At 74.4% G+C, this 26396-nt stretch carries 21 protein-coding genes; 13 read left to right on the forward strand and 8 right to left on the reverse strand.

Translation table 11 applies throughout. The features are described from left to right. Window positions 1-104: 104 nt before the first annotated feature. Window positions 105-920, forward strand: coding sequence for a metallophosphoesterase family protein (locus tag PV789_RS17485; RefSeq protein WP_274973635.1), 816 nt, complete (start codon window positions 105-107; stop codon window positions 918-920). A 30-nt stretch (window positions 921-950) separates the two neighbouring features. Here the strand turns inward: PV789_RS17485 and idi are convergent, their stop codons facing one another. The 4 genes from idi to PV789_RS17505 all read right to left on the reverse strand — a co-directional run bounded on the left by idi (window position 951) and on the right by PV789_RS17505 (window position 5400). Then, window positions 951-1550, reverse strand: a complete 600-nt coding sequence (gene idi, locus PV789_RS17490; RefSeq protein ID WP_274973636.1) for an isopentenyl-diphosphate Delta-isomerase — start codon at window positions 1548-1550, stop codon at window positions 951-953. A gap of 100 nt (window positions 1551-1650) precedes the next feature. Continuing rightward, the gene (locus PV789_RS17495) at window positions 1651-2511 is read right to left on the reverse strand and encodes a geranyl diphosphate 2-C-methyltransferase (RefSeq protein ID WP_274973637.1); all 861 of its coding nucleotides are present in this window, start codon (window positions 2509-2511) and stop codon (window positions 1651-1653) included. Window positions 2512-2615: 104 nt separating this feature from the next. Beyond that, entirely contained in the window at window positions 2616-3944 is a 1329-nt protein-coding gene (locus PV789_RS17500) for a family 2 encapsulin nanocompartment cargo protein terpene cyclase (protein ID WP_498049386.1), read from the reverse strand. A gap of 52 nt (window positions 3945-3996) precedes the next feature. Further along, the gene (locus PV789_RS17505) at window positions 3997-5400 is read right to left on the reverse strand and encodes a family 2B encapsulin nanocompartment shell protein (RefSeq protein WP_274973639.1); all 1404 of its coding nucleotides are present in this window, start codon (window positions 5398-5400) and stop codon (window positions 3997-3999) included. A gap of 757 nt (window positions 5401-6157) precedes the next feature. Here PV789_RS17505 and PV789_RS17510 point away from each other — a divergent pair. From PV789_RS17510 to PV789_RS17545, 8 genes are all read left to right on the forward strand, one after another. After that, the gene (locus PV789_RS17510) at window positions 6158-7201 is read left to right on the forward strand and encodes a 2-keto-3-deoxygluconate permease (protein WP_274973640.1); all 1044 of its coding nucleotides are present in this window, start codon (window positions 6158-6160) and stop codon (window positions 7199-7201) included. Continuing rightward, window positions 7198-8397 (forward strand): four-carbon acid sugar kinase family protein, encoded by a 1200-nt coding sequence (locus tag PV789_RS17515; protein WP_274973641.1) that lies wholly within the window; start codon window positions 7198-7200, stop codon window positions 8395-8397. Before PV789_RS17510 ends, PV789_RS17515 begins: the two co-directional genes overlap by 4 nt. Continuing rightward, window positions 8394-9422 carry a 4-hydroxythreonine-4-phosphate dehydrogenase PdxA gene (pdxA, locus tag PV789_RS17520; RefSeq protein ID WP_274973642.1) on the forward strand — a complete coding sequence of 343 codons (1029 nt, stop codon included), beginning with the start codon at window positions 8394-8396 and terminating at the stop codon, window positions 9420-9422. The genes PV789_RS17515 and pdxA overlap by 4 nt, the downstream gene beginning before the upstream one ends. Before the next feature lie 209 nt (window positions 9423-9631). Beyond that, window positions 9632-10519: a GntR family transcriptional regulator gene (locus tag PV789_RS17525; protein ID WP_274973643.1), complete on the forward strand. Its 888-nt coding sequence runs from the start codon at window positions 9632-9634 to the stop codon at window positions 10517-10519. Window positions 10520-10897: 378 nt separating this feature from the next. After that, the gene (locus PV789_RS17530; RefSeq protein WP_274973644.1) at window positions 10898-11194 is read left to right on the forward strand and encodes a lactococcin 972 family bacteriocin; all 297 of its coding nucleotides are present in this window, start codon (window positions 10898-10900) and stop codon (window positions 11192-11194) included. A gap of 73 nt (window positions 11195-11267) precedes the next feature. Continuing rightward, window positions 11268-13337: a bacteriocin-associated integral membrane family protein gene (locus PV789_RS17535; RefSeq protein WP_274973645.1), complete on the forward strand. Its 2070-nt coding sequence runs from the start codon at window positions 11268-11270 to the stop codon at window positions 13335-13337. A gap of 17 nt (window positions 13338-13354) precedes the next feature. Next, a complete protein-coding gene (locus PV789_RS17540) occupies window positions 13355-14002 on the forward strand; it encodes an ABC transporter ATP-binding protein (protein ID WP_274973646.1) in 648 nt (215 codons plus the stop codon). Between the two features lie 237 nt (window positions 14003-14239). After that, a complete protein-coding gene (locus PV789_RS17545) occupies window positions 14240-18889 on the forward strand; it encodes a hypothetical protein (RefSeq protein WP_274973647.1) in 4650 nt (1549 codons plus the stop codon). A gap of 185 nt (window positions 18890-19074) precedes the next feature. Here the strand turns inward: PV789_RS17545 and PV789_RS17550 are convergent, their stop codons facing one another. Next, window positions 19075-19809 (reverse strand): SDR family NAD(P)-dependent oxidoreductase, encoded by a 735-nt coding sequence (locus tag PV789_RS17550; protein WP_274973648.1) that lies wholly within the window; start codon window positions 19807-19809, stop codon window positions 19075-19077. Between the two features lie 292 nt (window positions 19810-20101). Further along, the gene (locus tag PV789_RS17555; protein ID WP_274973649.1) at window positions 20102-20698 is read right to left on the reverse strand and encodes a TetR/AcrR family transcriptional regulator; all 597 of its coding nucleotides are present in this window, start codon (window positions 20696-20698) and stop codon (window positions 20102-20104) included. 159 nt (window positions 20699-20857) lie between these two features. Between PV789_RS17555 and PV789_RS17560 the strand changes: the two genes are divergently transcribed. Further along, window positions 20858-21649, forward strand: coding sequence for an SDR family NAD(P)-dependent oxidoreductase (locus PV789_RS17560; protein ID WP_274973650.1), 792 nt, complete (start codon window positions 20858-20860; stop codon window positions 21647-21649). A 160-nt stretch (window positions 21650-21809) separates the two neighbouring features. After that, entirely contained in the window at window positions 21810-22103 is a 294-nt protein-coding gene (locus PV789_RS17565; protein WP_274973651.1) for a hypothetical protein, read from the forward strand. Between the two features lie 219 nt (window positions 22104-22322). On the opposite strand, the gene PV789_RS17570 is transcribed toward PV789_RS17565, so the two are convergent. Then, window positions 22323-23585, reverse strand: coding sequence for a DUF5685 family protein (locus PV789_RS17570; protein WP_274973652.1), 1263 nt, complete (start codon window positions 23583-23585; stop codon window positions 22323-22325). Between the two features lie 325 nt (window positions 23586-23910). Here PV789_RS17570 and PV789_RS17575 point away from each other — a divergent pair, with 325 nt between their 5' ends. Continuing rightward, window positions 23911-24879 (forward strand): NAD(P)-dependent alcohol dehydrogenase, encoded by a 969-nt coding sequence (locus tag PV789_RS17575; protein WP_274978168.1) that lies wholly within the window; start codon window positions 23911-23913, stop codon window positions 24877-24879. Between the two features lie 210 nt (window positions 24880-25089). Beyond that, window positions 25090-25584 (forward strand): hypothetical protein, encoded by a 495-nt coding sequence (locus PV789_RS17580; RefSeq protein ID WP_274973653.1) that lies wholly within the window; start codon window positions 25090-25092, stop codon window positions 25582-25584. A gap of 82 nt (window positions 25585-25666) precedes the next feature. Here the strand turns inward: PV789_RS17580 and PV789_RS17585 are convergent, their stop codons facing one another. Further along, window positions 25667-26356, reverse strand: a complete 690-nt coding sequence (locus tag PV789_RS17585) for an SMI1/KNR4 family protein (protein WP_274973654.1) — start codon at window positions 26354-26356, stop codon at window positions 25667-25669. Between the last annotated feature and the right edge of the window lie 40 nt (window positions 26357-26396).

Raw genomic sequence — 26396 nt, forward strand, 5'->3', positions numbered from 1 at the left:
GCACGGTGAGGGCCCTCGCTTCCGCTCCAAGGCGGAGGCGGGGGCCCTCACCCGTTTCTGTGTAGGGTGGCCGCAGACCGGTGCCGACACGGGGAGACGGTGGGATGGGCCTGTTCGCCATCAGCGACCTGCACGTACGGCACGGTGACAACCGCGCCTTCACCGAGGGGCTGCGGCCGGAGTCCGACGACGACTGGCTCCTGGTGGCCGGGGACGTCGCCGAGACCGGCGAGGACGTCCTCCGGGCGATGGAACTGCTGGCCGACCGGTTCGCCACCGTGGTCTGGGTTCCGGGCAACCACGAACTGTGGACCACGCCCAAGGACCCCGTCCAGCTGCGCGGGGAGGCGCGCTACCGGCACCTGGTCGAGGGCCTGCGCGGACTGGGCGTGCACACCCCCGAGGACCCCTACCCGGTGTGGCCGGGACCCGACGGACCGGTCGCGGTGGCCCCCCTGTTCGTCCTGTACGACCACACCTTCCGGCCCGAGGGGACGCACACCAAGGAGGAGGCGCTGGCGGTCGCCCACGAGACGGGCGTGGTGTGCACCGACGAGTACCTGCTGCACCCCGACCCCCACCCCGGGCGCGACGCCTGGTGCCGCGCCCGCCTGGAGTACACGCGCGAGCGGCTGGACGCGCTGAACGCCGACCTGCCCACCGTGCTGGTCAACCACTTCCCGCTGGTGCGCGAACCCACCCGGATCCTGCGCCACCCCGAGTTCGCCCAGTGGTGCGGGACCGAGGCCACCGCGGACTGGCACGTGCGCTACCGGGCGCGCGCCGTGGTCTACGGGCACCTGCACATCCCGCGCACGATCGTGGTCGACGGCGTGCCCCACGTGGAGGTCTCGCTGGGCTACCCCCGTGAGTGGGGCGCCCGTCCGCACCCGCCCGAGGGACCGCGCCGCATCCTGTAGGCCGCGGGGCGCGAGGGGCCCCGGACCGGACTACCAGCCCGCGTCGGGTGCCAGCTCGCGCACCGCGGGCAGCGCGGCGTCGAACACGGTCGCGAACCACGCCGAGACCGGGTGCTCCCCGCGCAGCCGCGCGAGTCCGTCCGGGTCCACGAACGCGGTCCCGGCGATCTCCCCGGGGTCGGGGTTCAGGTCGTCGCGCACCAGGCCGACGAAGAGGTGGTTGTACTCCTGCTCCACCAGCCCGGAAACCGGGTCGGGGTGGTTGTAGCGCACGGTTCCGGCCTCGCGCATCAGCGCGGGGGCCGCGCCCAGCTCCTCGCCGGTGCGCCGGGCGGCGGCCGCGAAGGGCGTCTCGCCGGGGTAGGGGTGGCCGCAGCAGGTGTTGGACCACACGCCGGGAGAGTGGTACTTGCCCAGGGCGCGGCGCTGGAGCAGCAGGCGGCCGCGTTCGTCCAGCAGGAAGACCGAGAAGGCCCGGTGCAGCTGCCCGGGGGGCAGGTGGGCGGAGAGCTTCTCCGCGGTGCCGATCGTCGTCCCGGCCTCGTCGACCAGTTCGAGCATGACCGGCCGCGCGGCGGGGTCGTCCCGGTCGGCGGCGGAGCGGTGGTCGGTGTCCGTTCTGGCGGTCATCGGTGTCCTTCGTGTTCGGCGTCGGGGTGCGGGCGCCCGTAGGGGTACGGACGCCCGGAGGGGCGGCGCGGCCGGTGCCCGCGCCGCCCCCCCGTGAGGTTCAGACGCGGTCGGCCGCGATGAGCAGGTAGTGGAAGCTGTTCTCCTTGTAGGCGGTGAGGAAGGGCTCCTCGATGCCGGTGGCCACGGAGGACTTCGCTCGCAGCTCCCAGTAGGGGATCGTGGCCGCGGTGAGGTCCACGACCTCCATGGGGACGAGTCCGTTGGCGGCCATCGCCCGGAAGTACTCGCTCCGGGGGTGGATGTTGCAGGTGTAGTGCTCGTCGATGCGGCTGACCGCCTTGGAGCGGCCGCCGGTCACGTCGTTGTAGCAGCCGGTGATGGTGACGTAGCGGCCGCCGTACTCCAGCAGGCGGGCGTGCTCGCGGAAGAGCTCGAACAGGTCCACGTACATGGTGGACTCGTTGTTCCAGCTGGCGCGCAGGGAGCCCGTCTCGAAGCCGGTGTCGAGCATGTTGCGGAAGTGGAAGCGCACGCGGTCGGACACGCCCCGCTCCTCGGCCTGGCCGTTGGCGAAGGCGACCTGCTGCTCGGAGATGCTGATGCCGTCCACGTGGCAGCCGAAGCGCTGGTTGGCCATGAAGCTGGTGCCGCCGCGGCCGGAACCGGTGTCCATGATCCGGTCGCCGGGCGCGACCGGGCCCAGGTGGTCCAGCAGCACGTTGGCCTGCGCGGTCTCCAGGCGGTGCATCTCCTGGATGATGCGCTCGTCGCGGGTCTCCTCCGGCCCCTCCAGCACGGACGGGTCGTAGTCGCCGATCCCGTAGTGGTGGTGGTAGAGGCCGTCGACCTCGCCGAGGCGGATGTTGACGGGGTCCTTCTCGGCGTTCCAGTACGCCGCCACGGACTCCTGGTAGGCGGTGCGCAGGACGTTGGCCGATCGGCTGAGGGTCTCGGTCATCGCGGAGGAACTCCTTGTCGTGGTGTGTCGGTCGGGACCGGCCCCGGCCCGGGGCCGGGCCGGTCCGCTGCGGAGGGAGGGGCCGCGCCGGGCGCGCGGCCCGTTCAGTCGGTGCCCGCCCCGTGGTAGCGGGGGCTGCGGGCGTGCCATTCGCGGCTGCCGCCGAGCCAGGCCCACAGGCCCCACAGGAAGCGGCGCAACTCCGGCGAGCCGGTGAGCGCCAGGGCGGCGGCCTCGGCCTCGAAGGCGTGCATCAGCTCGTCGTGGATGTCGACGGTGCGCCGCACGGCCTCACCCAGCGAGCACTCGTCCTCGGTGGCGATCAGCCGGGGCAGGCTGAGGTCGGTGACGTCCTCCTTGCCCATGGAGTACAGGTCGTTGACGATCACGCTCGCGCTGCCCGCCAGGGTGAACACGCGGCGCACGCTGGGCTCGGAGAACACCTGGTGCGGCAGCTCGTACCCGGCGACCGCGTCGATGAGCGCCATGCACGGCACGAAGCTGTTCTCGTGCCGGTGCATGAGGAACTCCCAGACCGGCGGCCGGTGGCCGGTGGCCAGCCAGTTGCCCTCCTGGTTGTAGGCCACGAACATGATCGCCAGCTCGTGGCGGAGCCTGCGCACCTGCGAGGCGGTGCCGTAGAGGCCCAGGTTGTCCAGGCTGGAGCGCAGGGCCCGCATCACGGGGTCCGCGCGCACGACCTCCTCCAGCTGGGGCGCGTAGCGCAGCGGCAGGTGCGCCTGGTCGATGACCGAGTGGGCGATGGCCAGGCGCTGGCCGAGCAGTTCCGGCTGCGCCTCCTCGGCCTCGCCGTCGACGTAGTGGTCGTCCACGGACCACTCGGCCAGGGCGCACTTGGCCGCCGCCAGCAGCCGGTCGGGGTCGTCGGTCTCGGGGTGGGCGAGCATGATGAGGCGTCCGAACCCGGCCGAGCGGACCCGGTCGAGCTGGCCGGGGTAGACCCCCATCTCCTCGGCCCACACCAGCAGCCGGTCGTCGACCTCGTCCCCCAGAGCGGGGTCGTCGCGGACGGCGGGCGGGCAGTACAGCGCCGGGATCCGCTCCCCGCCGACCTCGGGCCCCTCGGGTTCGGAGGCGACCGCCGACCCCTCGGGCGGTGCGCCGGTCGCCGGGCGCTCGGGCGCCGGGGCGGTGGGGCCCGGGGCGCCCGCTCCGCCGGGGTGGCCGGGAAGGCGGAGTCCGGTGCGCACGGCGAGGGCGCCGGGGCTCTGGTCGGCGACGTGGGATTCGGGCAGCCGGAGCCGCAGCGCCGACGTGCCGACCTCGCGGGAGCCCACGGGCAGCCGGGGCGCGGGAGGCGTCCGCGGGGCGGCCGCGGACGCCAGCAGGTCCGGTCTCCCGGGGCGCCGCGAATCACGGAGCAGGCGGTCCACCAGGGCCGCCACCTCGGGAGAGGCGGCGGAGGCGGACATCCTGGGCAGCGGTGGCACCGTCTAGACCTCCTTCCCTGACGGTGTCGGGTGCTCAGCCACGCGGGTGGACCTCGGCGTTCTCCAGGATTCCGATGGCGTCGGGGACGAGCACCGCGGCGGAGTAGTAGGTGCTGACGAGGTAGGAGATGACGGCCTTGTCGTCGATGCCCATGAAGCGCGCGTTGAGGCCGGGCTCGACCTCGTCGGGCAGGCCGGTCTGGTGGAGGCCGATGACGCCCTCGTTGTCCTCGCCGGTGCGGACCGCGATGATCGAGGAGGTCTGGTGCTCGGTGACCGGGATCTTGCCGCAGGGCAGGAGCGGCACGCCGCGCCAGGCGGGCAGGTGGTGGCCGTTGACCTCGACGGTGCCGATGTTCAGGCCCCGGCTGTTGCACTCCTTGCCGAAGGCGGCGATGGCGCGGGGGTGGGCGAACATGTACTGGGTGTTGCGGCGCATGCTCAGCAGGTCGTCCAGGTCGTCGGGGGTGGGCGGCCCCGAGTGGGTCTGGATGCGCTGCTTGAACTCGGCGTTGTGGAGCAGGCCGAACTCGCGGTTGTTGACCAGTTCGTGCTCCTGGCGCTCGCGCAGGGCCTGGATGGTCAGCCGCAGCTGCTGCTCGGTCTGGTTCATCGGCTTGTTGTAGAGGTCGGCGACCCGGCTGTGCACCCGCAGCACGGTCTGGGCCACGCTCAGCTCGTACTCGCGCGGCCTGAGCTCGTAGTCCACGAAGGTGCTGGGCAGCTCGGCCTCGCCGACGTGGCCCGAGGACAGGGCGATCTCGGCCTCGCCGTGCTTGTTCTGCCGCTCGCCGGGCAGGGACAGGTACTGCTGGACGTGGGCCTGGAGGGCGGGCGAGTCGTCCAGGATCGCGATGAAGTCGCGGCGGGGCAGCTCCAGCAGCGTGCCCGCCGTCGCGGCCTTGACGGTGTACTCCCACGCCGGTTCGGTGCCGAGCAGGTGCTGGTCGCCGAACCTGTCGCCGTCGGCCAGCACGCCCAGCCGGACGACCTCGCCGTAGGGGCCGGTGCCGGTCTTGTGCACGCGCCCGTGGGCCAGCAGGAACAGGCTGTCGACCGACGTGCCCTCCTCCACCAGGACCTGGCCGGTCTCGAAGTCGCGCTGGACGAAGCGGTTGGCCAGGGCCGCCAGCACCTCCTCGTCGTCGAAGCCGCGCAGCAGGGCCAGCTCGCCGAGTTCGTGGGGGATGACCCGGACCTGGGCGCCGGTCTGCTCGAACTCGATCCGCCCGTCGCCGACGGTGTAGGTCAGCCGCCGGTTGACCCGGTAGGCGCCGCCGTCGGTGTGCACCCACGGGAGCATCCGGGTGAGCCAGCGGGAGCTGATGCCCTGCATCTGCGGCGTGGACTTGGTGGTGGTCGCCAGGTTCCGCGCGGCCGCGGTACCCAGGCTCTGCTGCTTGCTGCTCCGGACCTCAGGAGCCGAGTCGATCGACATCCGCCGTGTCTCTCCTCATGGTGGTGGCGCGCCCGTCCCGCGGGGCCGGGGGAGGTGGCCCCGCGGGCGGGGGCGCGCCGGGAAAGGTTGCGCGTATTCGGATACATGGCGCGACCTGGGCAGTTGACGCACAGGTCGGCTTTCTCCGTAAACCGCTGATCACCCTAGGAGCGCCCGTTCGGCCTTCGCAGGTAAATGAGAATTTTTCTCAGCAGGACCGCGGGAGCCCCTGTCCCATATCCGCGCGGCCTCCACCCGCCCCGGGATCACACACCCCACCGAAAGGCACTTCTCGACCACACCACAAGCCCACGAACAGGGCACACGACCCCAAAAACACCCGCGCCCCTCACTGCCGAGTACAACCAGAGCCACGAACAGAAACCACGAATTCATGACATTTCGTGATGTGAATTTCCAATGAGGAAGGACTGGGCGCGCCGCCTCCCGGTCACCGAAGAGGAGAATTACGGCCAACCGATGCCACGCCCGCACCGCGACTCCGACGCGCCCCACGGGAGGACACCCGGGCATTCAGTGGCGCGGATCACACCGACCCGGCCGCACTCCCCCGCACACGCCCGCACGCCGCCCCCGCGACGCCTCCGCAGCCCGACCCGCCGACGCCCCGATGTGAATTCGTGTGCCCGGATCTGACATCATCCCAACTTGTACGTACACTCTGTACGGACAACATGTGTTCCGGCCTCCGACCTCCACGGGCCGCCCGCCGGGCCACCCCTGCGAACGGATACTTATGCGCGACGACCACGGGTCCCTGGTGCCCCTCTACCACTGGATGAACAAGATCCCCGGCGGGGCGATGCTGATCCCCCTGGTCCTGGGATCGGTCATCGGAACCTTCGCCCCCGGGGCGCTGGACATCGGCAGCTTCACCACCGCGCTGTTCAAGGACAGCGCGATGCCCCTGATCGCCCTGCTGATCTTCGCCACCGGCACCCAGGTGACCCTCCGCACGAGCGGCCCCGTCCTGGCCACGACCGGTGTCGTGCTCCTGGGCAAGAGCGTCATCCCCGGCCTGCTGATCATCGCGCTCGCCGCGGTCACCGGCCCCGAGGGCCTGCTGGGCGTGTCGATCCTGGCGATGATCGCCGCCGCCACCAACGCCAACGGCGGACTGTGGCTGGCCATCACCGGCCAGTACGGGCGCGCCCGCGACCGCGGCGCCTACATCGCCGGAGCGGTCAACGACGGCCCCTTCTTCACGCTGCTGTTCATCGGCGCCTCGGGCCTGGGCCAGATCCCGCTGACGACCCTGCTCGCCGCGATCATCCCGTTCGTGCTCGGTGTCATCGTGGGCAACGTGGACGCCCAGTGGCGCGACGTGCTCAAGCCCGTACCCGGCATCGTCATCCCGTTCTTCGCCTTCTCCCTCGGCACGGGGATCAACCTGGCCGACGTGGCCCAGGGCGGGCTGACCGGCATCCTGCTGGGCGTGGTCATCACCCTGGTCACCGGCGGTTTCGTCTACCTCGGTTACAGGTTCCTGCTGCGGCGCGGCAAGGAGTCCGGCGTCGGCTTCGCCGCCGGCACCGCCTCCGGCAACGCCGTGGCCACCCCGGCCATCGTCGCCGCGGCCGACCCGTCGTTCGCCGCCTACGTGGGCACCGCGACCTCCCAGGTCGCCGCGAGCGTCCTGGTCACCGCCCTGCTGGCCCCGCTCGTGACCACCTGGGTCCTGCGCCGGGCCGGGGCCTCGCCCGCCGAGGCCGAGAAGGAGGAGCAGGCCCGCGCCGCCGCTTCGGCCGCGCCCGCCCAGGCCAAGGAGGACAACCCGTGAGCACGCCCGAAGAGCCCCGCGTGGCCGTGGTCGCCGACGACCTGACCGGCGCGGGCGACACCGCGGTGCAGTTCCTGCGCGCGGGGTGGAGCACCGAGCTCCAGCTCTCCCCGGCCCCCTCCACCGCCGAGGTGGTGGCGGTCAGCACCGACTCGCGTGCGCTGCCCGCGGAGCTGGCCGCCCGGGCCGCCGACGAGGCCGTCCGGCGCCTGCGCGGGGCGGGCGCGGCCCGCCTGTACAAGAAGGTCGACTCCACCCTGCGCGGGCCCATCCGCGCGGAGATCGACGCGACGCTCGCGGCCTGGTCGCCCGGCGCGGTCGCCGTGGTCTGCCCGGCCTTCCCGGCCACGGGGCGCACGGTCCGCGACGGGGTCCTCCTGGTCGACGGGGTCGAGGTGCACCGCACCGCGGTCGGCCGCGACCCGGTGACCCCGGTGACCGAGAGCCGGATCGCGGTCCTGCTGGGCGCCGAGCACGTCCGGCTCACCGGTGCCGACGCCCGCGCCGACGCCGAACTGCTGCGCGCCGGCGGCCCGGTCGTGGTCGCGGACGCCGAGACCGAGGAGGACCTGGACCGCCTCGCGGCGGCCGTCACCGCCCTGGGCCCGGACGCCGTGCCGGTGGGCTCGGCCGGGCTCGCCTCCCGGCTGGCCCGCTCCTGGGCCGGGCAGGAGGCCCCGGCCCCGGCGCTGGTGGTCGTCACCTCGCTGCACCAGACCGCACGCGGCCAGGTGGAGGAGCTGGTGGCCGACCCGCGCACCCGCATCGAGCAGCCCGCGCCGGGCGACCTCGCCGACGAGGAGGCCTGGCGCTCCTGGACCCGCGGGGCGCTGGAGCGCTTCGACCCCTCGACGGCCCACACGGCGCTGGTGGCGCCCGAGGACCGCGACGGGCAACTCGATCCGGCCGCCGTGGCCCGCCGCATGGGCGAGTTCGCCGCCGCCCTGGCCGGACGGCACGAGCTGTCCGGGTTCGTCGTCACCGGCGGCGACGGGGCGCGCGCCCTGACCCGGGCGCTGGAGGCCCGCGCCATCGCCCTGACCGGCGAGGTCGCGCCCGGCATCCCGATCGGCACGCTGTCCGGCGGACCCCGGCACGGCCGCGCCATCGTCACCAAGGCCGGGGGATTCGGATCCCCCACCGCACTACTGGAGGCCGCCGAGGCGGTCCGCCACCCGAAAGGCAGGAACTCATGAGCCGCCCCACACTGGCAGTCACCCTGGGCGACGTGGCGGGGATCGGCCCCGAGATCACGGCCAAGGCGCTGCTGCACCACCCCGAGGTCCGCGAGTACGCCAAACCGGTCGTGGTCGGTGACGCCGACGCGCTGCGCAACGCCGTCGCCGCCGTCGGCGGGGACCCGGAGGCGGTCAACACCGTCGCCTCCCCGGCCGAGGCCGCCGACCGGCCCGACGTGATCGACGTCGTGCAGACCGGCCCCTCGCTGGGCCACGTCCCCCCGGGCGAGCTGAGCGCGGAGGCGGGCGACGGGGCGGCCCGGTTCGTCATCGCCGCCGTGGACCTGGCCAAGCGCGGCCTGGTGGAGGGCATCGTCACCCCGCCGCTGAACAAGGCCGCGATGCACCTGGGCGGGCATGCCTGGCCCGGGCACACCGAGCTGCTCGCACACGAGTTCGGGGTGAAGGACTACAGCCTGGTGCTGTCGGCGGACGGGCTGTCCTTCTTCCACCTGACGACGCACGTGTCGCTGCGCCGGGCCATCGAGGGCGTCACCCAGGAGCGGACCCTCCAGGTGCTGCGCCTGATGAGCGCCTTCGCCCGCGCCCAGGGCAGCCCGGACGAGCCCATCGGGGTGGCGGGCCTGAACCCGCACGCGGGTGAGAACCGCCTGTTCGGCGACGAGGACGCCGACGTCCTGGCTCCCGCGATCGCCCGCGCCCGCGAGGAGGGCATCAACGCCCACGGCCCGCTCCCCGCCGACGCCCTGATCCCGGCGGCGGTCAAGGGCAAGTGGAAGCTGGTCGCGGTCTGCTACCACGACCAGGGGCACGCGCCCTTCAAGGCGGTCTACGGGGACGACGGGGTCAACATCACCGCGGGCCTGCCCGTGGTGCGGGTCTCGGTCGACCACGGCACGGCCTTCGACATCGCGGGCCGGGGCATCGCCCGCGAGGCCAGCCTCGTGCTGGCGATCCGCCGCGCGGCCGAGCTGGCCCCCGGCTGGGGCCACGTCTGGCAGGCCACCCGCTCCGAGGGGTAGCCGGTCCGGGGGTGTGCGCGCCCGTGCGCACACCCCCGCCTGTGGTGGGCGCCCCGCCCGTCCTGCGGGGCGCCCACCAGAGGCGGCCACGTTCCACGGGCCCCGCCCCGGCCGACGCGTCGGCCGCGCGGTCCGGAGAGCGGACGCGGGCCCGGCACACGAGGACCCCGCTCCGGGGCGACCGCCCCGGGAGGAGGGACGACCCTAGAATGTTGCGCATGCCCGTGGACCGCACCGACCCCCGACCGCTGCACGCGCAGATCGCCGGAGCGCTGCGCGCGGAGATCCGCGACCGCTCGATCGCCCCCGGCGACACCCTGCCCAGCGAGGCGGCCCTGCGCGAGCGGTTCGGGGTGTCGCGCAGCGTCGTGCGCCAGGCGCTGGCCACGCTGGAGGACGAGGGCGCGGTCCGCCGGACCCGGGGGCGCGCGGCGGTCGCGGCGGTGCCCACCGAGCACCACCGGTTCGTGCAGCGGGTGACCGGGCTGTTCGACCAGTTCTCCGCCGACGGCCTGCGCCTGTCCACCGCCGTGCTCTCCCTGGAGGCCACCCGGTCGGGCGTGCCCTCCGCGACGCGCCACCTGGGCACGCGCGAGCTGCTGCGCCTGGAGCGGATGCGCTCCCTGGACGGCGACCCCCTGTCCTACGTGCGCACCTGGCTGCCCGCCGGGCGCTTCGCCGCGCTGGACGCCGCGATGCTGCGCGACGCCTCCCTGCACCGGTTGATGGAGGAGCGCTTCGCGGCGGTGCCCACGAGCGGGCGCAGGCAGATCCGCGCCGTGCCCGCCGACCCGCGCATCGCCCGGGAGCTGGGCGTGGCCGCCGACGCGCCGCTGCTGCTGCTGGAGGGCGGGACCTTCGACCAGCAGGGCGCGCCCCTGGAGTGGTTCGAGAGCTGGCACCGCTCCGACCGGGTGGTCTTCGACATCGAGGCCGAGGGCGCCGCCGACCAGGTGCGCATCGCCCCGGACCCGTCGCTGACCGCCTCCCGCCCCGGGGCCCCGGCGGGCCCGGACCTCGGGCCGGGCCTGGAGCGCGCTGTGGAGCTGGCCGAGGAGCTGCGCGCCGAGCTGGCCCGCCTGCGCCGGGGGGACTGAGCCCCCGCCTATCCGAACGGGCGGGGCCGCGCAAGGGCCGTCCGTCGTGTGTACGCCCTCCTCCGGTCATGCGGGTGGCCGGGGCGCGGAACCGGCAGGTGACGGCGGCGGGCCTGTCCGCAACCGGTCAGCGGGCTTTCGGCCGGATCGGGGCGGGGTATCTCCATCTCCCGCGCTCCGGCGAGCGGAGGGGGCCGTGGGCGCCGGGGTACCCCCCGCCCCGGCGCCCACGGTTCCTCCCACGCCGCCTCCGGCGACCCGGCGCGCGGACCCCGCACGCGGGCGGGGTTGTACCCCCGCCCGCCGACACGACCCCTCACAGCGGACCGCGAAGGACCTCCCCCGAGAACCCCGGCGAAGGCCAGGAGAGGAAACACCATGCCCCACACCCTCAAGCGGGCGGCCGCGACCCTGGCGATCGCCGCCGGGCTCACCGCCGGGACCGCGGGCGTCGCCGCGGCGGCCGTCAGCTACGTCGGCGGCGGGACGTGGTACCACGGGCTCACCTCCTCGGTCGTGTACTCCGACTACTTCCACGGGTCGCGCTGCCACGGCTCCACGGCGGTGGGCAGGTACACCGTCACGTCCGCGGCGTACCTGCCGGGGTACACCTCCCGGGCGTCGGCCCCGCGTGCCCTGTCCAACAACGAGAGCTACTGGAGGCACTGCGGGTAACCGACCGCGACGGACCCGCTGACGTCCCCCCGTCAGCGGGTCGCCCCCGTGTCCGCGACCGCGCCAGGAGACCATGCCCAACCGGACCATCGCCTTCGCCCACACCGCGTTCCCGCTGCTCGCCGCGCTCATCGCCGCGCTGCTGCTGGCCACGTGGGAGCTGACGATCCCCACCGCGCAGCACTCGGCGGTGGTGTGGATCGTCGAGGACGAGGGCACCTCCGACAGCGGCCGGGTCGCGGAGACCGTCGAGCGCGTCGCCGCCGAGCAGGGCGTGGCGATCGGCTTCACCGCCCCGGACGTGCGCACCCCCGAGTCGCTGTCGCACCTGTACCTGGCCGTGGGCGACCCCGACTCCCGGTACGCCGACTGGCTCACCGAGGGCTACCCGTCCTTCAACCCGGCCACGGAGCTGCGCGTCCATCCCGTCGAGGCGCTCGCCGAACGCAGTCCGCGCGGCTACTACCTGGTCTTCGGCCCGCCCGAGAGCGCGCGGGTACTCACCGACGCGCTCGCCGAGCACGGCCTGCGCCCGGACGAGGGCGGCAGCCAGGCGCGGCTGTGGCAGTCCTTCCTGGGCGGCCCGCTGTTCAACGTCCTGGCCCTGGCGCTGCTGGCGGGTGTCACCTCGGTCGGCGCGGGGGTGCTGCTCGGGTCCCGGGACTACGCCGTCCAGCGGCTGCTGGGGCGCTCCTACGGGCGGATCCTGCTGCGCGACCTGGGCCGGGTCGCCCGGCTGTGGGGCGCGGCCCTGCCCGGCGTCGCCCTGGTCACCCTGGCCTGTCTGGGCCTCTACAACGGCTGGAACCAGCTCGGCTTCTTCGCCCTGATCGCCCTGGTGTTCGCGGGGGTCTTCGCCGCCGTGGCCGTGGCCGTGCACGCCGCGGTGCTCGGTCTGGTGCACACCACCGCGATCCTGCCCGCGCTCAAGGGCCGCATCCCCGTGCGCACGGCCCAGGCGGGCGCCTACCTGGTGCGCGTGCCCGTGCTGCTCCTGGTGCTCGCCGTCCTGGGGTCGGTGGTCCACCTGGCGCAGACCACCCGGGAGCAGCGGGCCTCCCTGGAGGTCTTCGCCCGGACCGGCCAGACCTCGCACGTCACCCTCAACGGCAGCGTCGGCATGGCGGACTCCGAGGCCGCCGACTCCCTCCTGGGCCCCTGGCTGCGCCGGGCCGACAGGGAGGGCCGGGTCGTCATCGCCGACCAGCACGCGCCCGAGTCCGTGGTTCCGGTCGGGTCCGGGCGGCCCGGCTTCGACGTGCTCGTGGTCAACGACACCTACCTGGAGGAGCAGGAGATCGTGTCCCCCTCGGGCGAGCGCTACGGCCCCGCCGCCTCCGAGGACCGGGTCCGGGTCCTGCTCCCGCGGGCGCACGCCTCCCACCGCGAGGACATCGAGCGGACGATGCCGGACTGGCTGCGCCTGCAGAACGGCGGCGAGGGGTCCGGGACCGACGTCGAGGTGCTGCCCGCGGCCGACGGCCAGACGGTGTTCACCTACGGGTCGCGCGCCCCCTTCGCCCAGCGGGAGCTGCCCTTCCTGCGCGACCCGGTGGTCATCGCCCTGCCCAACGGCTCCGTGCTCTCCGACAGCGCCTACGTCGCCTACATGACCCACGAGGCCGTGCTGTTCCCCGATCCGGGCGTGGTGGAGCGGGCGCGGGAGGCCGACCCGCGGATGGCCGAGTACGTCAACGCGGTCCAGCCGATCCTGAACAAGGCGGCCGCGGCCCACGCCGCCGACCTGAACCTGTTGCGGATCGAGGCGTTCAACCTGGCCGCCGGTACCGCTCTGCTGCTGCTGACCGGCATCGCCTCGTGCGTCATCCACGCGCGCACCCGGGCCCAGACCGTCTTCGCCCGGCACATCAGCGGTTGGGGCTTCCTCGCCACGCACCGGCGCTTCCTGGCCGTCGAGGCGGGGATCGCGCTGGGCTTCGCGGGCTGGGCCGCGTGGGACTCGCTGACCACGTTGCGGGCGCTGCGCGACCCCGCCAGGATGCTGCCGCCCGAGACGGTGCCGACCAGCGGCCTCGAACCCCTCTACGCCGCGGCCATCGCGGCGACCGGACTCACCCTGACCCTGGGCGCGCTCGCATTCTTCCACCGCCGTATCGTCCGCGAGGGCTCCTCGCAGGCCTGAGAACCCCGGGAGGCAGCATGATCACCGTCGAGAAGCTCACCAAGTCCTTCGGCTCCCGCGTGCTGTGGCAGGACCTGGACCTGACCGTGGAGGCGGGGCGGATGCTGGCCCTGGTGGGCGCCAGCGGATCGGGCAAGACCACCCTGCTCAACTGCATGGGGCTGCTGGAGAGGCCCAGCGCGGGCCGGATCCTCTTCGGGGGCACCGACCTCACCCGTCTGGGACCGGGCGGGCAGCGGCGCTTCCGCGCCGACGAGCTCGGCTACCTGTTCCAGGACTACGCCCTGGTGGAGAGCGCGTCCGTGCAGGCCAACCTCGACATCGTCAAGCGGTACGGCACCAGGTCGCGCCACGCCGCGGCGTTGGAACGGGTGGGCCTGGCGGGACGGGAGCGGGAGAAGGTGCACCGGTTGTCGGGCGGTGAGCAGCAGCGCGTGGCGTTGGCCCGCGTGCTGGTCAAGCAGCCCTCCCTGGTGCTGGCCGACGAACCCACGGGCGCGCTGGACCACGACAACGGCGCGATGGTCGTGGAGGTGCTGCGCCAGATGAGCCGGGAGGGCTGCGCGGTGGTGATCGCCACGCACGACGACGCCGTCCGGGACGCGTGCGACGCCGCCTTCGACGTGGGCACGGGACGGGAGGCGCAGGCGACCGGCGGCCGGTAGCGGCAGGGACGGGCGCCGCCCGCCCGTCGGGCCGGGGGTCCGGGCGGCGGCGGGGGTTGCGGCGACCGTTGGCGGCGGGACCGGGGAGGTCGCGCGACCGGGGGCCGACAGCGGCAGGACCGGCAATCGGCGGCGAGCGCTCCCCGGTCGGTGGCGGCGGGTGGTCCGGCGCCCTGCCGGAGGCGCTCCCACCTCGGAGGAGCGCGACTGTCCGCGACCGCTGGAATACTGCCGCCCATGCCCCTTCCCCTCCCTGCGCATCCCTCCTCCTCGACGCTCCTGCTGGACCGGGCCCGGACCCGGGGCCCCGACCGCCTACGGCGGGCCCGCGAACTGCTCGACGCGGTCGAGGCGCGGCTGGCCCTGCGCCACCGCGCCCGGGGACGGCTCATGTCCGACCTGGCGGAGCACTTCGCCTCCTCCGGCCTGCCCGAGGCGTACCTGCCCTGGTTCTGGGACACGGTCGGCCACCGCCTGGCCGAACCGGACAGGAAGCGCGCGGGGTCGGCCTTCACCCGGGCGCGCGAGGCGGAGGCCGCGCACACGCTCCCCGTCGATCCCCACCACACCGTGGAGAACGCCCTGCTCTTCGCCCGGCACGGCGCCCTCCCCGCCAAGGAGTTGGGCGCCCACCGCACCAGGCTCGCCGCGCTCCTGCCGCCCCGGGAGGCGCACCGGGAGTTCCTGCGCTTCCTGGACTCCTGGACGGCCGGTGGCGCACCGCTCCCCGCCGGGCTGCCCTCCCGGCTGCGCGCCTCGGCCGGGGCGGCGGAGCTGGGGAGGGCCGAGGAGGCGCGTGCCCTGGGCCGGGTGCTGGCGGCCTCCGGGGGACGCGAGATCCCGGTGAGCGTGCTGGAGGCGGCGGACCGGGTCTTCGCCGAGGCACCGCCGTCCGAGGAGGACCGCCCCGGCCTGGCCGTCCTCTTCCCCGCCTCGATCACCGACGGCGCCCCGTGGCTGCGTCTTCTGGAGACCACCGGCGTCGCCGAGGACATGGCTCAAGGGCGCCTGCTCCCGGAGGGCGGCTACGGCGCCTGGCTGTCGCGCTACTTCTTCATGTACGGCTACCGGTGGGTGGGCCAGGGCGTGACCCGGCAGCGGATGCCCGGGGAACTGTACGCGCTGCTGGGGCGCATCGCCCCGCGGATCCGTGAGGAGAAGGCCCCCGTACGCCTCTACGAGGGCCGCTACCGGCACGGCCGCGTGGACGGCGAACTCGTGAGGGCCTGCGAGTCACACGGCATCGTGGTGGACCTGCCCGCGGGGGCCGGGCGCCCCCTCCGCGGCCCCCGGAACACCGAAGGCGGGACGAGGCCGCACCCGCGGTTCCTGGAGCAGATGAACGCCGAGGTCGAACGGGTCCGGAGCGGTCTGCTGGAGTCGGCGGGCAGGGGCCTCACCGAACTCGACGCCTGCCTCTCCCACGATGTCATGCGCAACCTGGACGAGGTCGAGGAGATCCTGGACGGACTCGACCTGGCCGCGCCCCTGGCCCGCACCCTCCGGTTCGGGGTGCCCGGCGAGTACGGCTGGCGGGCCTTCGAGGAGGCCGTGGCCGAGATCGGCGCCCGCGACGGCGGCGTCCGGGGCATGACCTCCACGTGGCCGGTGCTGACCGTCTACGGCAGGGACGCGGCGGTGGCCGTGGACCACCGGGAGAGGCGCGGGTCCTGTTCCTTCACCCTGCCCGAGGACGCCGACAGGCACACCGTGCACTTCGTGGGCGGGGACTTCCAGGTGTCCTGGACCACCAGCGGGAAGACCGACGGCCACCGGTCGCAGCGGGCGCTGTGGTGTTCGGCGCCCGAGGACGTGTTCGACACGGCCTCCTCCCCGGCCCTCTTCGACCACGGCAGCGCCCACTGCTACGACCTCGGCCTCGTCCTGGCCTCTCCGGACGGGGGCCGCTACGACCAGGACGGAGTCCTGCGCCCCGGGGACCGCAGGGGCGTCACACAGGTCCACGACCACCTGGGCGACGGCGCACGCGTCTGGTCGAACATCCACAAGGGCGACAGCGGTTTTCCGGAGGTGGACGCGGCCACCGGCGTCAGCGGGGGCCTCACCTGCCCCGGCTTCCTCACCCCGGACCCCCGGCTGGATTACGTCGACTACCTGGACACGCGCCTGCACCTGGTCGGCCTGCCGGAGGGGGTGGACGGCTCCCCGCTGGGTTCGGCGGACGGGCTCGCGGGCTTCCGCGTCGTCTGGACCGGCCCCGGCGCGGAGGGGGTCCGGAAGGCCCAGCGGGCCCTGGAGGGCACCGACGGGCGGCGCGCTCCGCTCCCCGACCACCCGGGTCTGACGTACTGGGGTGTGCTGCGCATGCCCAGCGGCACCGCCGAAGGGCTGCTGGCCTACCGCTGGAAGGAGGGCCACACGGTGATCCAGTGCCGGGACGCCGACGACCGTTCCCTGCTCTGGGAGACCTGGGCCTACCCCAAGGCCCGGCTGAGGAACCACGAGGACAACGGCCTGCTCCCCCTGATGCCGCCGCCCGCCTTCTGGCACTTCCTGTCCCCGCGCGACCCGGCCGCCTCCCGCGCCCTGCGCCGGGTGGACGAGGCCACCGCACGCCGACTCATCGAGGCGGCCCTGCACGCGCCCGGCGCCGAGGACCCCTCCTCCCCCGAGGCGCTGCTCGCATCCTCGGCCCGGACCTCACCCGTCCGCGCGGCCGCCGTGCGCGAGGCCCTGTCCCGGCTGCTGCCCGAGGTCACCGACGAGGCACTGACCGACGGCACGGGCGGCCTGGTGTGGGCGGTGCTGTGGGCCGCCGAACTGCGCCTGCGCCGGGAGGAGATGTCCCGGCGCACCGCGCTCGTGCGCGCCGGCGCCCTGCTGAGCCCCCTGGCGGAGGCCATCGACGCGGATCTGGAGAAGGCGCTGGCGGGACTGTTCGACTCCCCGGAGACAGCGTTCCGCTCCTCCTCCCGCGACCTGGCGGCCACGGTCACCGCCCTGACCGCCGACGGCGCGCGGCTGCGCGGCCGCACCGACGAACACACCCGGAGACTGAGCCCGCCCGGCGCGCCCGCGCGCTGGGACCCCCTGCTCGGCCGCACCGACGCGGTCCTGTGGCGCCTGGCCACCGGCGGCGCGGGCCCCCGCGAGCGCGAGGCGCTGGTGGCGCTGCTGCGCGTGTGGGCCGATCAGCCCTTCGCCGAACGGGGGACGGCGTGGGTGTGCGGCCTGGCCACCGGCGCCTCGCTCGCGCCCCTGCTGGCCGCCGGGCGGGCCGTCATCGTCGAACCGCCCTCTCCCCTGCTGCGCAGGCACGGCAGGGAGGCGCGGCACTGGTCGGGCCGCTACCTGCCGGAGCGGCGCTATGTCTACGTGCGCGCGGACTCGGCCCCCGCACCGGAGGGGGCCGAGGAGCAGGACCCGGTGCGGATCGAACGCGACGAGGCCGCGCGGCTGCACCGCTTCCTGGAACTCCTCGACCGGCGGGGCCCCGTGGTGTTCGGTCCCGAGGCGGTCGCGGCCTTCCGCACGACCACACGGGTCGCCGGGGCCACCGCCGAGTTCGTCCTGTCCGGGGAGTTCGGCTGCCCCAGGGCCGCACCGGAGAAGGGCGCCGCCCGCGCGGAGTACCGCAGAACGGGCGCGAGGCTGAGCAACGAGCAGCGCCGCGGGATGCTTCTGGCAGCCGTGCCCGACGACCCGGCCGACCTGTGGGAGCCCGACGGCGCCGTCGCCGCGGCCGAGCGCATGGCCCGGGTGTGGGTGGAGCTCCTGGGGGCGCAGCCGACCCGGGCCGAACGGGCCGCCGCGAAGGCCGAAGCCGAGGTGCCCGACCTGTTCGCGGCGGACCTGTCCATGGACCCCTCCTGGACCGGCCTGCTCGCCGACTCCTCCGGGGAGGGCCACGCCGCCGCCGACCAGCCCCGCCATCTGGTCCAGAACTCCTGGGGGAGCCTGGAGGTCCGCCGCGACGACACCAGGGAGAGGATCCACGGCGTCGGCGCCCTCGCCCTGCCCTTCCGCGACCCGGCCACTGTGGTCTCCTGGGCCGCGCTCCAGCTTCCGGTGGGCCATCCGGCCGTGGCGGGAGCGGCGCAGCTGCACGCGCGCCTCTCGGCGGGGCTGCGCGGCCCTGGGTCCTACGTTCCGCTGTCCTGTGACGTGCCCGCCCCCGCGGTCCGGGCGTGGGCGGAGCGGACCGGGGCCGTCCCCGTCCGGGTCGGGCCGCGGCGCGCCCTCGAACCCGGCTCCGCCGCGTGGCCGATGCACAGCGACGGCGTCCTCGTCCTCCACGAGCCCAGGATGGACCGCCCGGTCGTGCCCGTGCTGCTGACCGCGGGGCTGTTCGACCCCGCCGCCGTCGAGCGCACGGTGGAGGCGCTGGCCGGACTGGACCTGCGCGACACCGTCCGGGAGGTCCGCAGGGCGGCGGCGCTGTACGGCGGGCTGGCCCGCACGGCCGCGCGCGCGGCTGACACCCCGGTTCCGGCGGGCGGCTTCGAGGCCGACCCGCGCCTGAGCGTCCCGGATCTGGTGGAGGAGGTCGCGGGCAGGCTGGACGTGGACGCCGACGCGGCGGCGCTGTACCTGCAACTGCTCACCCTGTCCCGGCCCACCGACCGCAACGTGCGCCGGTGGAACGGCTGGGCGCCCGCGCACCACAGGAGGACCGCCGCCCGCCTCCTGGAGACCGGCGCGGTCGAGCAGGGCAGGCGTTCACGGGCCGGGCGGACGCTCTTCGCCCCCGGCGACTGGACGGAGCTCAAGGCACCGCACCTGCCCCTGGAGACGGCCAAGCTCGGCTCCCACCTGGTCCGGGCCAGGTTCGACAAGCAGATCGAGGGGCCCCTCAACGGAGTGTGGCCCGTGGCGCCCGCGCACGAGATGTTCGCCCGGGCGTGGAGGGAGCGCGGCCCGGCGTGAGGGCGGTTCCGCCCGGGTCCGGCCACGGGGGAAGGCCGCTGCCGCGCGCCTGGGCGACCGGCGGCGCGCACACGCCGGACAACGCCGTCGACGACGAGTCCTGCCGCCGCCTCGTCCAGCGCGCCGAGGGCCGCGAGGAGGACGCACGGGCCGGGGCAGGAGCCCCGGCCCGTACGCGCGGCCGCTCACACCTGGGCGTATCCACCGTCGGCGTGGAACTCGGCGCCGTTGACGTAGCTCGACGCGTCCGAGGCGAGGAACGTCGTCAGGGCGGCGATCTCCTCGGGCTCGGCGAGCCGGCCCAGGGGGACGGAGGCTTCGGTCTGTTCGAGCGCCTCGGGTGTGAGGAGTTCCAGCAGACCCTCGGTGCGTGTGCCGCCGGGGGACACGACGTTGACCCGGAAGCCGTGCGCACGCGCACTGTGGGCCCAACCGCGAGCGAGGTTGCGAATCGCGGCCTTCGAAGCACCGTAGACCTCAAGTCCCGGGTTGGGCCGGGACGAGGCGGTCGAGCCCGTCAGGATCACCGAAGCGTTGTCGCTGAGCAGCGGTAGCGCCTGCTGGAGCGTGAAGATCGTTCCCTTGACGTTGGTGGCGAACAGCGAGTCGATCAGCTCCTCGGTCACCTCGCCGAACGGGGCCGTGGCGCCGACACCGGCGTTGGCGACCAGCACGTCGATGCGTCCGGCCCGGTCCCGCACGGTGCCGTAGAACGCGTCCAGCTCGGAGCGCACCGAGACGTCGCAGACCACGCCGGTCACGCGGTCGCCGAGCTCGGCGACCGCTGCGTCGAGCACGTGCTTGCGGCGACCGGTGACGAACACCGTGGCGCCCGCGTCACGGAACGCGCGAGCGGTCGCGAACCCGATGCCGGTGCTCGCCCCGGTGACGACGGCGATCTTGCCTTCCAAGACGGCCATGCCGCCCTCCCTCCAGTTGTGGACTGTTGCGTCAAGAATCATAGCCCCATTATGGACCGTTCAGTCAATATTTGGCTCGCTACGAAGCCCCCCGGTTCCAAGTCCCGAGCTCACCCCGTCCGCGGCGGCATTCCGAACCCGCCGGTCGCGGACCGGTCCGACCGGCGGCACACGGAGGGCCCGCGGGCGAAGTGCGCTCCCCCGGAGGCCGCGGCGCCGGGTTTGAGGGCACGCCGCGGAACGCCGCGCCGACCGCGGACCGCGGCGGTACGGGTTCGTCGGCGGGGCGCCGCTACCGGGCCGGAGCGGGCAGCAGCCGTGCCAGGGCGGAGTGGGCGATCACGGTCAGCGCACCGACGTCCATGCCGGTGCGCCCGAGGGCGACGAGACCGAGCTGCGCGACGAGGGCCGCGCGGGCGGTCTCGGCAGGGTCGGCGCCGGGATCGAGGTCGCCCTCGCTCCGGGCGCGCTCCAGCGCCGCAGTGAGGACGGACGTGACCGCGTCGTAGCTGCGGCGGGCCTCGGCGGCCACGTCCGGTGTGCTGGCGGCGAGCTCGGCGTTGCTGTTGGCCAGCAGGCAGCCCCGGCGCGCGACCGCCCCGGTCGGGTCACCGGTCATGCCGAGGACGAACTCGCGCACCACGTCGACGCCCTTCGCCGCGGAAGCCAGGCGCTCGCGCAGTGCCAGCAGGTTCGCGTCGTCGTACTCCCGCAGCACCCGAAGAAAGAGGCTCCTCTTGTCCCCGAACGCCCCGTAGAGGCTGCCCTTGCCCAGCCCGCTCACGCGCAGCAGGTCGTCCATAGAGGTCGCCGCGTACCCCTTGTCCCAGAACTCGTCGCGGACAGCGAGAAGCACGCGGTTTTCGTCGAACTCACGAGGTCGCGCCATCCGTTCAGCGTACTGGTTCTGGACCATGCGGTCACGATGAGGGGATCCGCGTCGTCCGGCGGTTCGTGCCCGGTGCACGGGGGCCGAGACCGGTGGGGGCCGTGGGCTCCGCGGCACCGGAATCCGCGCACGGCCGGGCGAGGGGCTAGAGTGCCCCGCATGCCATCGGATGACCTCTCCCAGCCCGGCCGCCGCGACCAGCGGGAAGGCCGTGCGGGCCGCGCCGTCCTGGTCACCGGCGCCGCCCGGGGCATCGGCCGGGCCGTGGCCGCCGCGTTCGCGGAGCTGGGCGACCGGGTCGCCGTGCACTACGCGACCCGCCGCGCCGAGGCCGAGGCCACCCTGGCCGGGCTCCCCGGTCAGGGGCACGTCGTTCTCCAGGCCGACATCGCCGACCCCGACGCGGCCGCCGACCTGGTCGGGCGGGCGAGCGCACAGCTGGGCGGGCTCGACGTGCTGGTCAACAACGCCGCGGTCAACACCGCCCACCCCCTGGCCACGACCACCTACGAGCAGTGGCAGCGGGCCTGGCGGACCACCATGGACGTGAACGTGTTCGGCGCCGCCAACACCAGCTACCTGGCCGCCCGGCACATGATCGACCACGGGGTGCGCGGCCGCATCGTCAACGTCGGATCGCGGGGCGCCTACCGGGGCGAGCCCGACCACCCGGCCTACGGCGCGAGCAAGGCCGCCCTGCACTCTCTGGGCCAGTCGCTGGCCGTGGCCCTGGCCCCGCACGGCATCACCGTGGCCTCCGTCGCTCCGGGGTTCGTGGAGACCGAGCGCGTGGCCGAGCGCCTCACCGACCGGGTGCGCGCCGACAGCCCGTTCGGGCGCGTGGCCTCCCCCGAGGAGGTCGCCGCGGCCGTGCGCTACCTCGCCTCGCCCGAGGCCGTGTGGTCCTCCGGCGCCGTCCTGGACGTCAACGGCGCCTCGTACCTGCGCTGACCGGCGCGGCCGCGGGCGGGAGCCCTCCGAGGGACCTCCGCGCCCGCGAAAGAATTCCGCGAAACACCTGACGGGGCGGCGGCGCGGGTCTAGTGTGCTGGGTGCCAGCCGCACGACCCGCTTCCGCACAACGGTTCCCGGATCGCCCCCAGGTGAGGCCATGCCCGATCACACCGAACCCCGCACCTTCGACGCCGTGCTCCAGGAGTTCCAGCGGACAAACCCCGGCTGGACCCTGCGCTGCAACCCCGGTGCCGTCCCCGGCCGCCGCTGGGCGGCGGACAGCATCGAACTGCTGACCGCCGAGGAGATCCACTGGGGTTTCAGGAACACGATCCTCGGCCCCGAGATCGCCACGGTGCAGAAGCGCCTCACCCGGGAACGGGAGGCCCTGGAGCGGTGGGAGCGGGCCCAGCGGGAGGAGCTGGAGGAGTGGAACGACTGGGAGGACTGAAGGGACGGCAGGTCTGCCCCCTCGTCCGGTGAGGCGCGTCCCGAGGAGACCCTCCCGGAGCCGCCGCACTCGTGCGGTGAACGCGTCTCCGGGGAGGGCCGTCCCCGCACCCGGCGACCCGCATTCCCGCGGAGACCGTCCCCGGCTCGCCGTCACCGTCCGGTACCGCGCCTGAGCGGAGGAGCCGCCCCCGGTTCCCCGCCCCGCGCGGCCTGAACGTCAGTCGCAGCAGTTGCAGCACTCACAGCAATTACAGCAGTTGCAGCACTCACAGGCTTCACACCAGGAGTTCCGCGGTTTGCCCGACCACGGCCCGGGGTGGGGATCGCGGCAGCAGAACTGGCACGTTCCGCACATGAACAGCGCCACCGCGCAACCCGCCAGGACGCCCCGCTGCTTGGGCGGGTGCCGGAGTTCGGGGGTGTCGCACGAACAGGAGTCGCAGCAGCCGCTCTTCTTCCGCGCCCCGCCCGAACCGCCGGAGCCCTCACCGCCGGAACCGCCGCCGTGCCCGCCGCCGTGGTGGCCGCCGTGGGCCCCGTACCCGTCCCCTCCCCACTGGTGGGGCGGCTGCTGATGGTTCTGGTGGTGGTGCTGGTGGTTGTGGTGCTGACCCGGGTGCGGATATCCGCCTTGGGCGAAGACGCGGTCGACGGCACGGTGCAACTCCCCCACCAGAAGCGCCCGGACCAGGCGGTCGTCGACGAACTCGGCCTCCTCCAACGCCAGCCGCACGCCCAGGACGGCGTCGTCACACAGCTCACGGGCCCGGCCGAGCCCGGTGCCGGTGGCCGTCAGCGGGTTCCAGGCGCCCTTGCGCCCGTCCTCCTCGCGGTCCTCCACCGCGTCCAGCAGGTGGGCGACGCGGCCGAACAGGCGGCCCGCCTCGCGCAGGGGTCCGGCGTTGGCGGGCCGCCCCGCCAGGACGGCGGTGTGCGCGAACGCCTCGCCGGTGGCCTCCTCGGTCGGCCGGGTCACCGCCAGGACGTCGGTGCCCGGTCCCGCCGAGGACTCGGCCTCCCGCTGCCGGTCGACCACCGCGACCAGCCCCGCGCCGTCGAACCCGAGCCCGGCGCCCGCCTCGTGCGCGTCGCGCCGCCAGCGCTCGGCCACCCGTCCGGCGAGCGCGCGCACGCCTCTGCGGGCGTAGGGGCCGTCGCCGTCCTCGATGTGGTCGGCGATCTTGGCCGAGGCCAGCATCAGCGACACCGCCGCCGCCAGGCGCGCGCCGGAGCCGTCGGCGACCTCGGCCCCGCGCATGCCGCGCAGCGGGCAGCGGCCCGCCCGGCGCGTGCCCGCGCACTCCTCGGACTGCGCCGCGGCCAGGACCGACACCACCAGGCCGTCGTAGTTGGTGGCGATCCGGGACGCCTGGCCGTGGTCGTCGCGCAGGGCCAGGCACAGCCCGCACATGTGCGACATCCACTCCTCGGCCAGCCCGTCGGACAACGTGTGCCGACAGGGACGCAGAATTCCGAACACGTGCTGACACCTCGTCTTCCGACGCCACGGCGGTGGCGGACTGTGCTGAACACCGGGGTTCGATGCCCGCGCCGCGCGGGAGGTTCCGGCCGTTCTGACGCCTTCGGCACGGCTTCGGCGGCACGGTCCCGTACGCACGGCCGGACTCCGGCCGCCGGGGGCAGCCGCGGTCCGGCGGGGCGATCCGAGATGAATGAACGGCACTGTCTCTCACATCGGCCCTAAGTGGAGAATGGCGTCCGTTTACGCCGTAGCGTGCACGACGAGGACCCCGCACGGACCCGACGTGCGGCGGCTGACGAAGGGGACCACAACAGTGAGTCAGATGCGCGCGGCCCTGTACGACCGGTACGGCGGCCCGGAGGTCCTGTACGAGGGCACGGTCGCCAAGCCCGGCGCCGGTCCGGGGAAGGTGCTGGTGCGCGTGCACGCCGCCAGCGTGAACGGCGGCGAACTGCTGGGCCGTGCGGGCAGGGTGCGCCCGGTGACCGGGCTGGTCGAGAGGGGCTTTCCGAAGCGGACCGGAATCGACTTCGCGGGCGAGGTGGTCGAGACGGGGTCCGGCGTCTCGGAGTTCGCGCCGGGGGACCGGGTGTGGGGCGGCCTGCCCAGGGCGTTCGGCAGCGCGGCCGAGTTCGTGGCCGTCGCGCCCCGGCAGTTGGCCCCGGCACCGGCCGGGATCGATCTGGTCGAGGCCGCGGCCCTGCCCGGCGTCGGCACGACGGCCGTGACCGCGCTGCGGGACAAGGCCCGTCTCGCCCCGGGAGAGCGGCTGCTGGTGCGGGGCGCGAGCGGCGGGGTGGGCAGCGTCGCCGTCCAGCTCGGCCGGGCCTACGGCGCCCACGTCACCGCGCTGGCCGGGGCCGGGAACCTGGACCTCGTGCGGGAACTGGGCGCCGACGAGGCCTTCGACTACGCGAGCACCGAACCGGAGGACCTGCCGCCGTTCGACGTCGTCCTGAACACGGTGGGGACCGGGATGGGCGCCTACCGCAGGCGGTTGACCCGGAACGGGCGCATGGTCACGATCACCTTCGACATCGAGCGCGCATTCGCGTCGCTCTCCTACGTCGCCGCCTCGGCCGTCTTCGGTCCACGCCGGATCCGGGCGTTCAGCGGCAACCCCGGGCACGAGCTGCTCGCCGAGCTGACCCGTCTGACCGAGTCCGGAGCCGTGCGCCCCGTCGTGGACAGGGTCCTCCCCTTGGCCGAGATCGCCGAGGCCCACCGGGCTCTGGAGGCCGGAGGCATCCGGGGCAAGGTGGTGGTGCGCGCGGTCGGACCGCGGACCTGAGGCCGGCGGCCACGACCGGTCTTCCGTGATCCGTGATCCGTGAGCGTGCCGCCCGTTCGCGTGAGCGGCACGCACATCACTTCCCGGCGCGCTGGCTCGCCTGCCGTACCTCCCGCGAAGGCACGGGGTACCTCGACCACGCCCGCAGAAAAGGTGGTGCGGAGCGGCCGCGCGGAGGGACACTGTGATCCCCGTCGTCAGGAGAGACACGTGTCCACCGGCCACGAGCGCCCGCCCCCGCTGCCGCGACCGGTCACCGGCGTCTACGTCCGCCACATCATGCAGACCGCGTGCCCCGGGTACTTCGCCATGGTCTGGGTCGACGCCGAGCCCCTGCCGGAGGAGGCCGCCGGGGACTTCGCGTTCGTCGACGACCTTCCCCCCACCTGCCGGCACACCGGGGAACCGCTTCCGCGGGAGTTCGCCGAGGCGTTCGCTGAGGGCGCGCGCGAGGCGTGGCGGGAGCGGGGGGAGGGCCGCCCCGCCTTCGCGGCCCGGATGGTGCTGCGCGACGCCGTGTGGCACCGGACCGACTCCAACACCTGGAGTTTCCAGGCGGCGGGACGGCTCGCCGCGAGGGAGATCCTGAGCTGCGCCGCCGAGGGCCGCGAACCGCGGGCGGTCGGGCGCGGCGCCCGGCGCGACCGGCCGATCCCGCCGATGCCCAGGACGCTGCCGTCCTCCGGCACGGCCCCGTCCGTCTGAGGCGGTCGGCAGCGGTCGGCGGTGCCCGGCCCCGTCCGGTGAGAGCGCCGCCCGTGAGGACGGGCGGCGCACCGGACCCCGGTCAGGGCCGGACCGCCACGGCCCGGTAGGCCTCCTCCAGCCACCCCAGGTACCAGTCCGTGAAGGTCAGGGGCGCGCCGTCCCCGCCGGTGAGCGGCGCGAGGTCCTCGTCGTCGACACGGCCGTCGCTCCACATGCGCCCGGCCTCGGGGCCGGTCACGACCAGCCACTGCCGCAGCGCGCAGCCCAGGTGGCACAGGCACAGGGCGCCGACGGTACGCTCCTCGGCCCACAGCAGGTCGGCCATGCGCGCGTCCCAGGCCTCGTAGACCCGGTCGAACTCCTCGCCGTCCCCGAAGTCCTCCTCGACGGGCTCCTCGGCCCGCAGGGCGGCCAGGGACCGCGGGTCGGGACCGGTGGGCGGGAACGGCTCCGCCAGCCGCGCCGGGGCGACCAGGTCCGCGCCGTCGCCGTGCCACCGCCACCGGCCGTCCGCCCCTCTGACCAGGGGGAAGACGCCGTAGGCGGGCCCCGCTCCGCCGGCGCCCACCCTGAGCAGGAACTCGCGGTACCCCGTCGGCAGGCGCGCGCCCACCTGTTCCTCCACCTCGGCCAGTTCCTCCGCCGTCAGCGGTTCCAGCAGCTCGAAGCGGTGGGAACCCGCTCCGAAGACCTCGTCCGCACCGGGCGCCCGTCCCAGTTCCCGCACCCGTTCGCGGACTCCCGCCCACACATCCGTACTCGTGTCCATGGCGGCATCGTAGGAAGCCCCGCCGACAGTGCGGCGCCGA

Origin of the sequence: Nocardiopsis camelliae, from assembly GCF_028993595.1 — a bacterium.
Classification (GTDB): Bacteria; Actinomycetota; Actinomycetes; order Streptosporangiales; family Streptosporangiaceae; genus Nocardiopsis; species Nocardiopsis dassonvillei.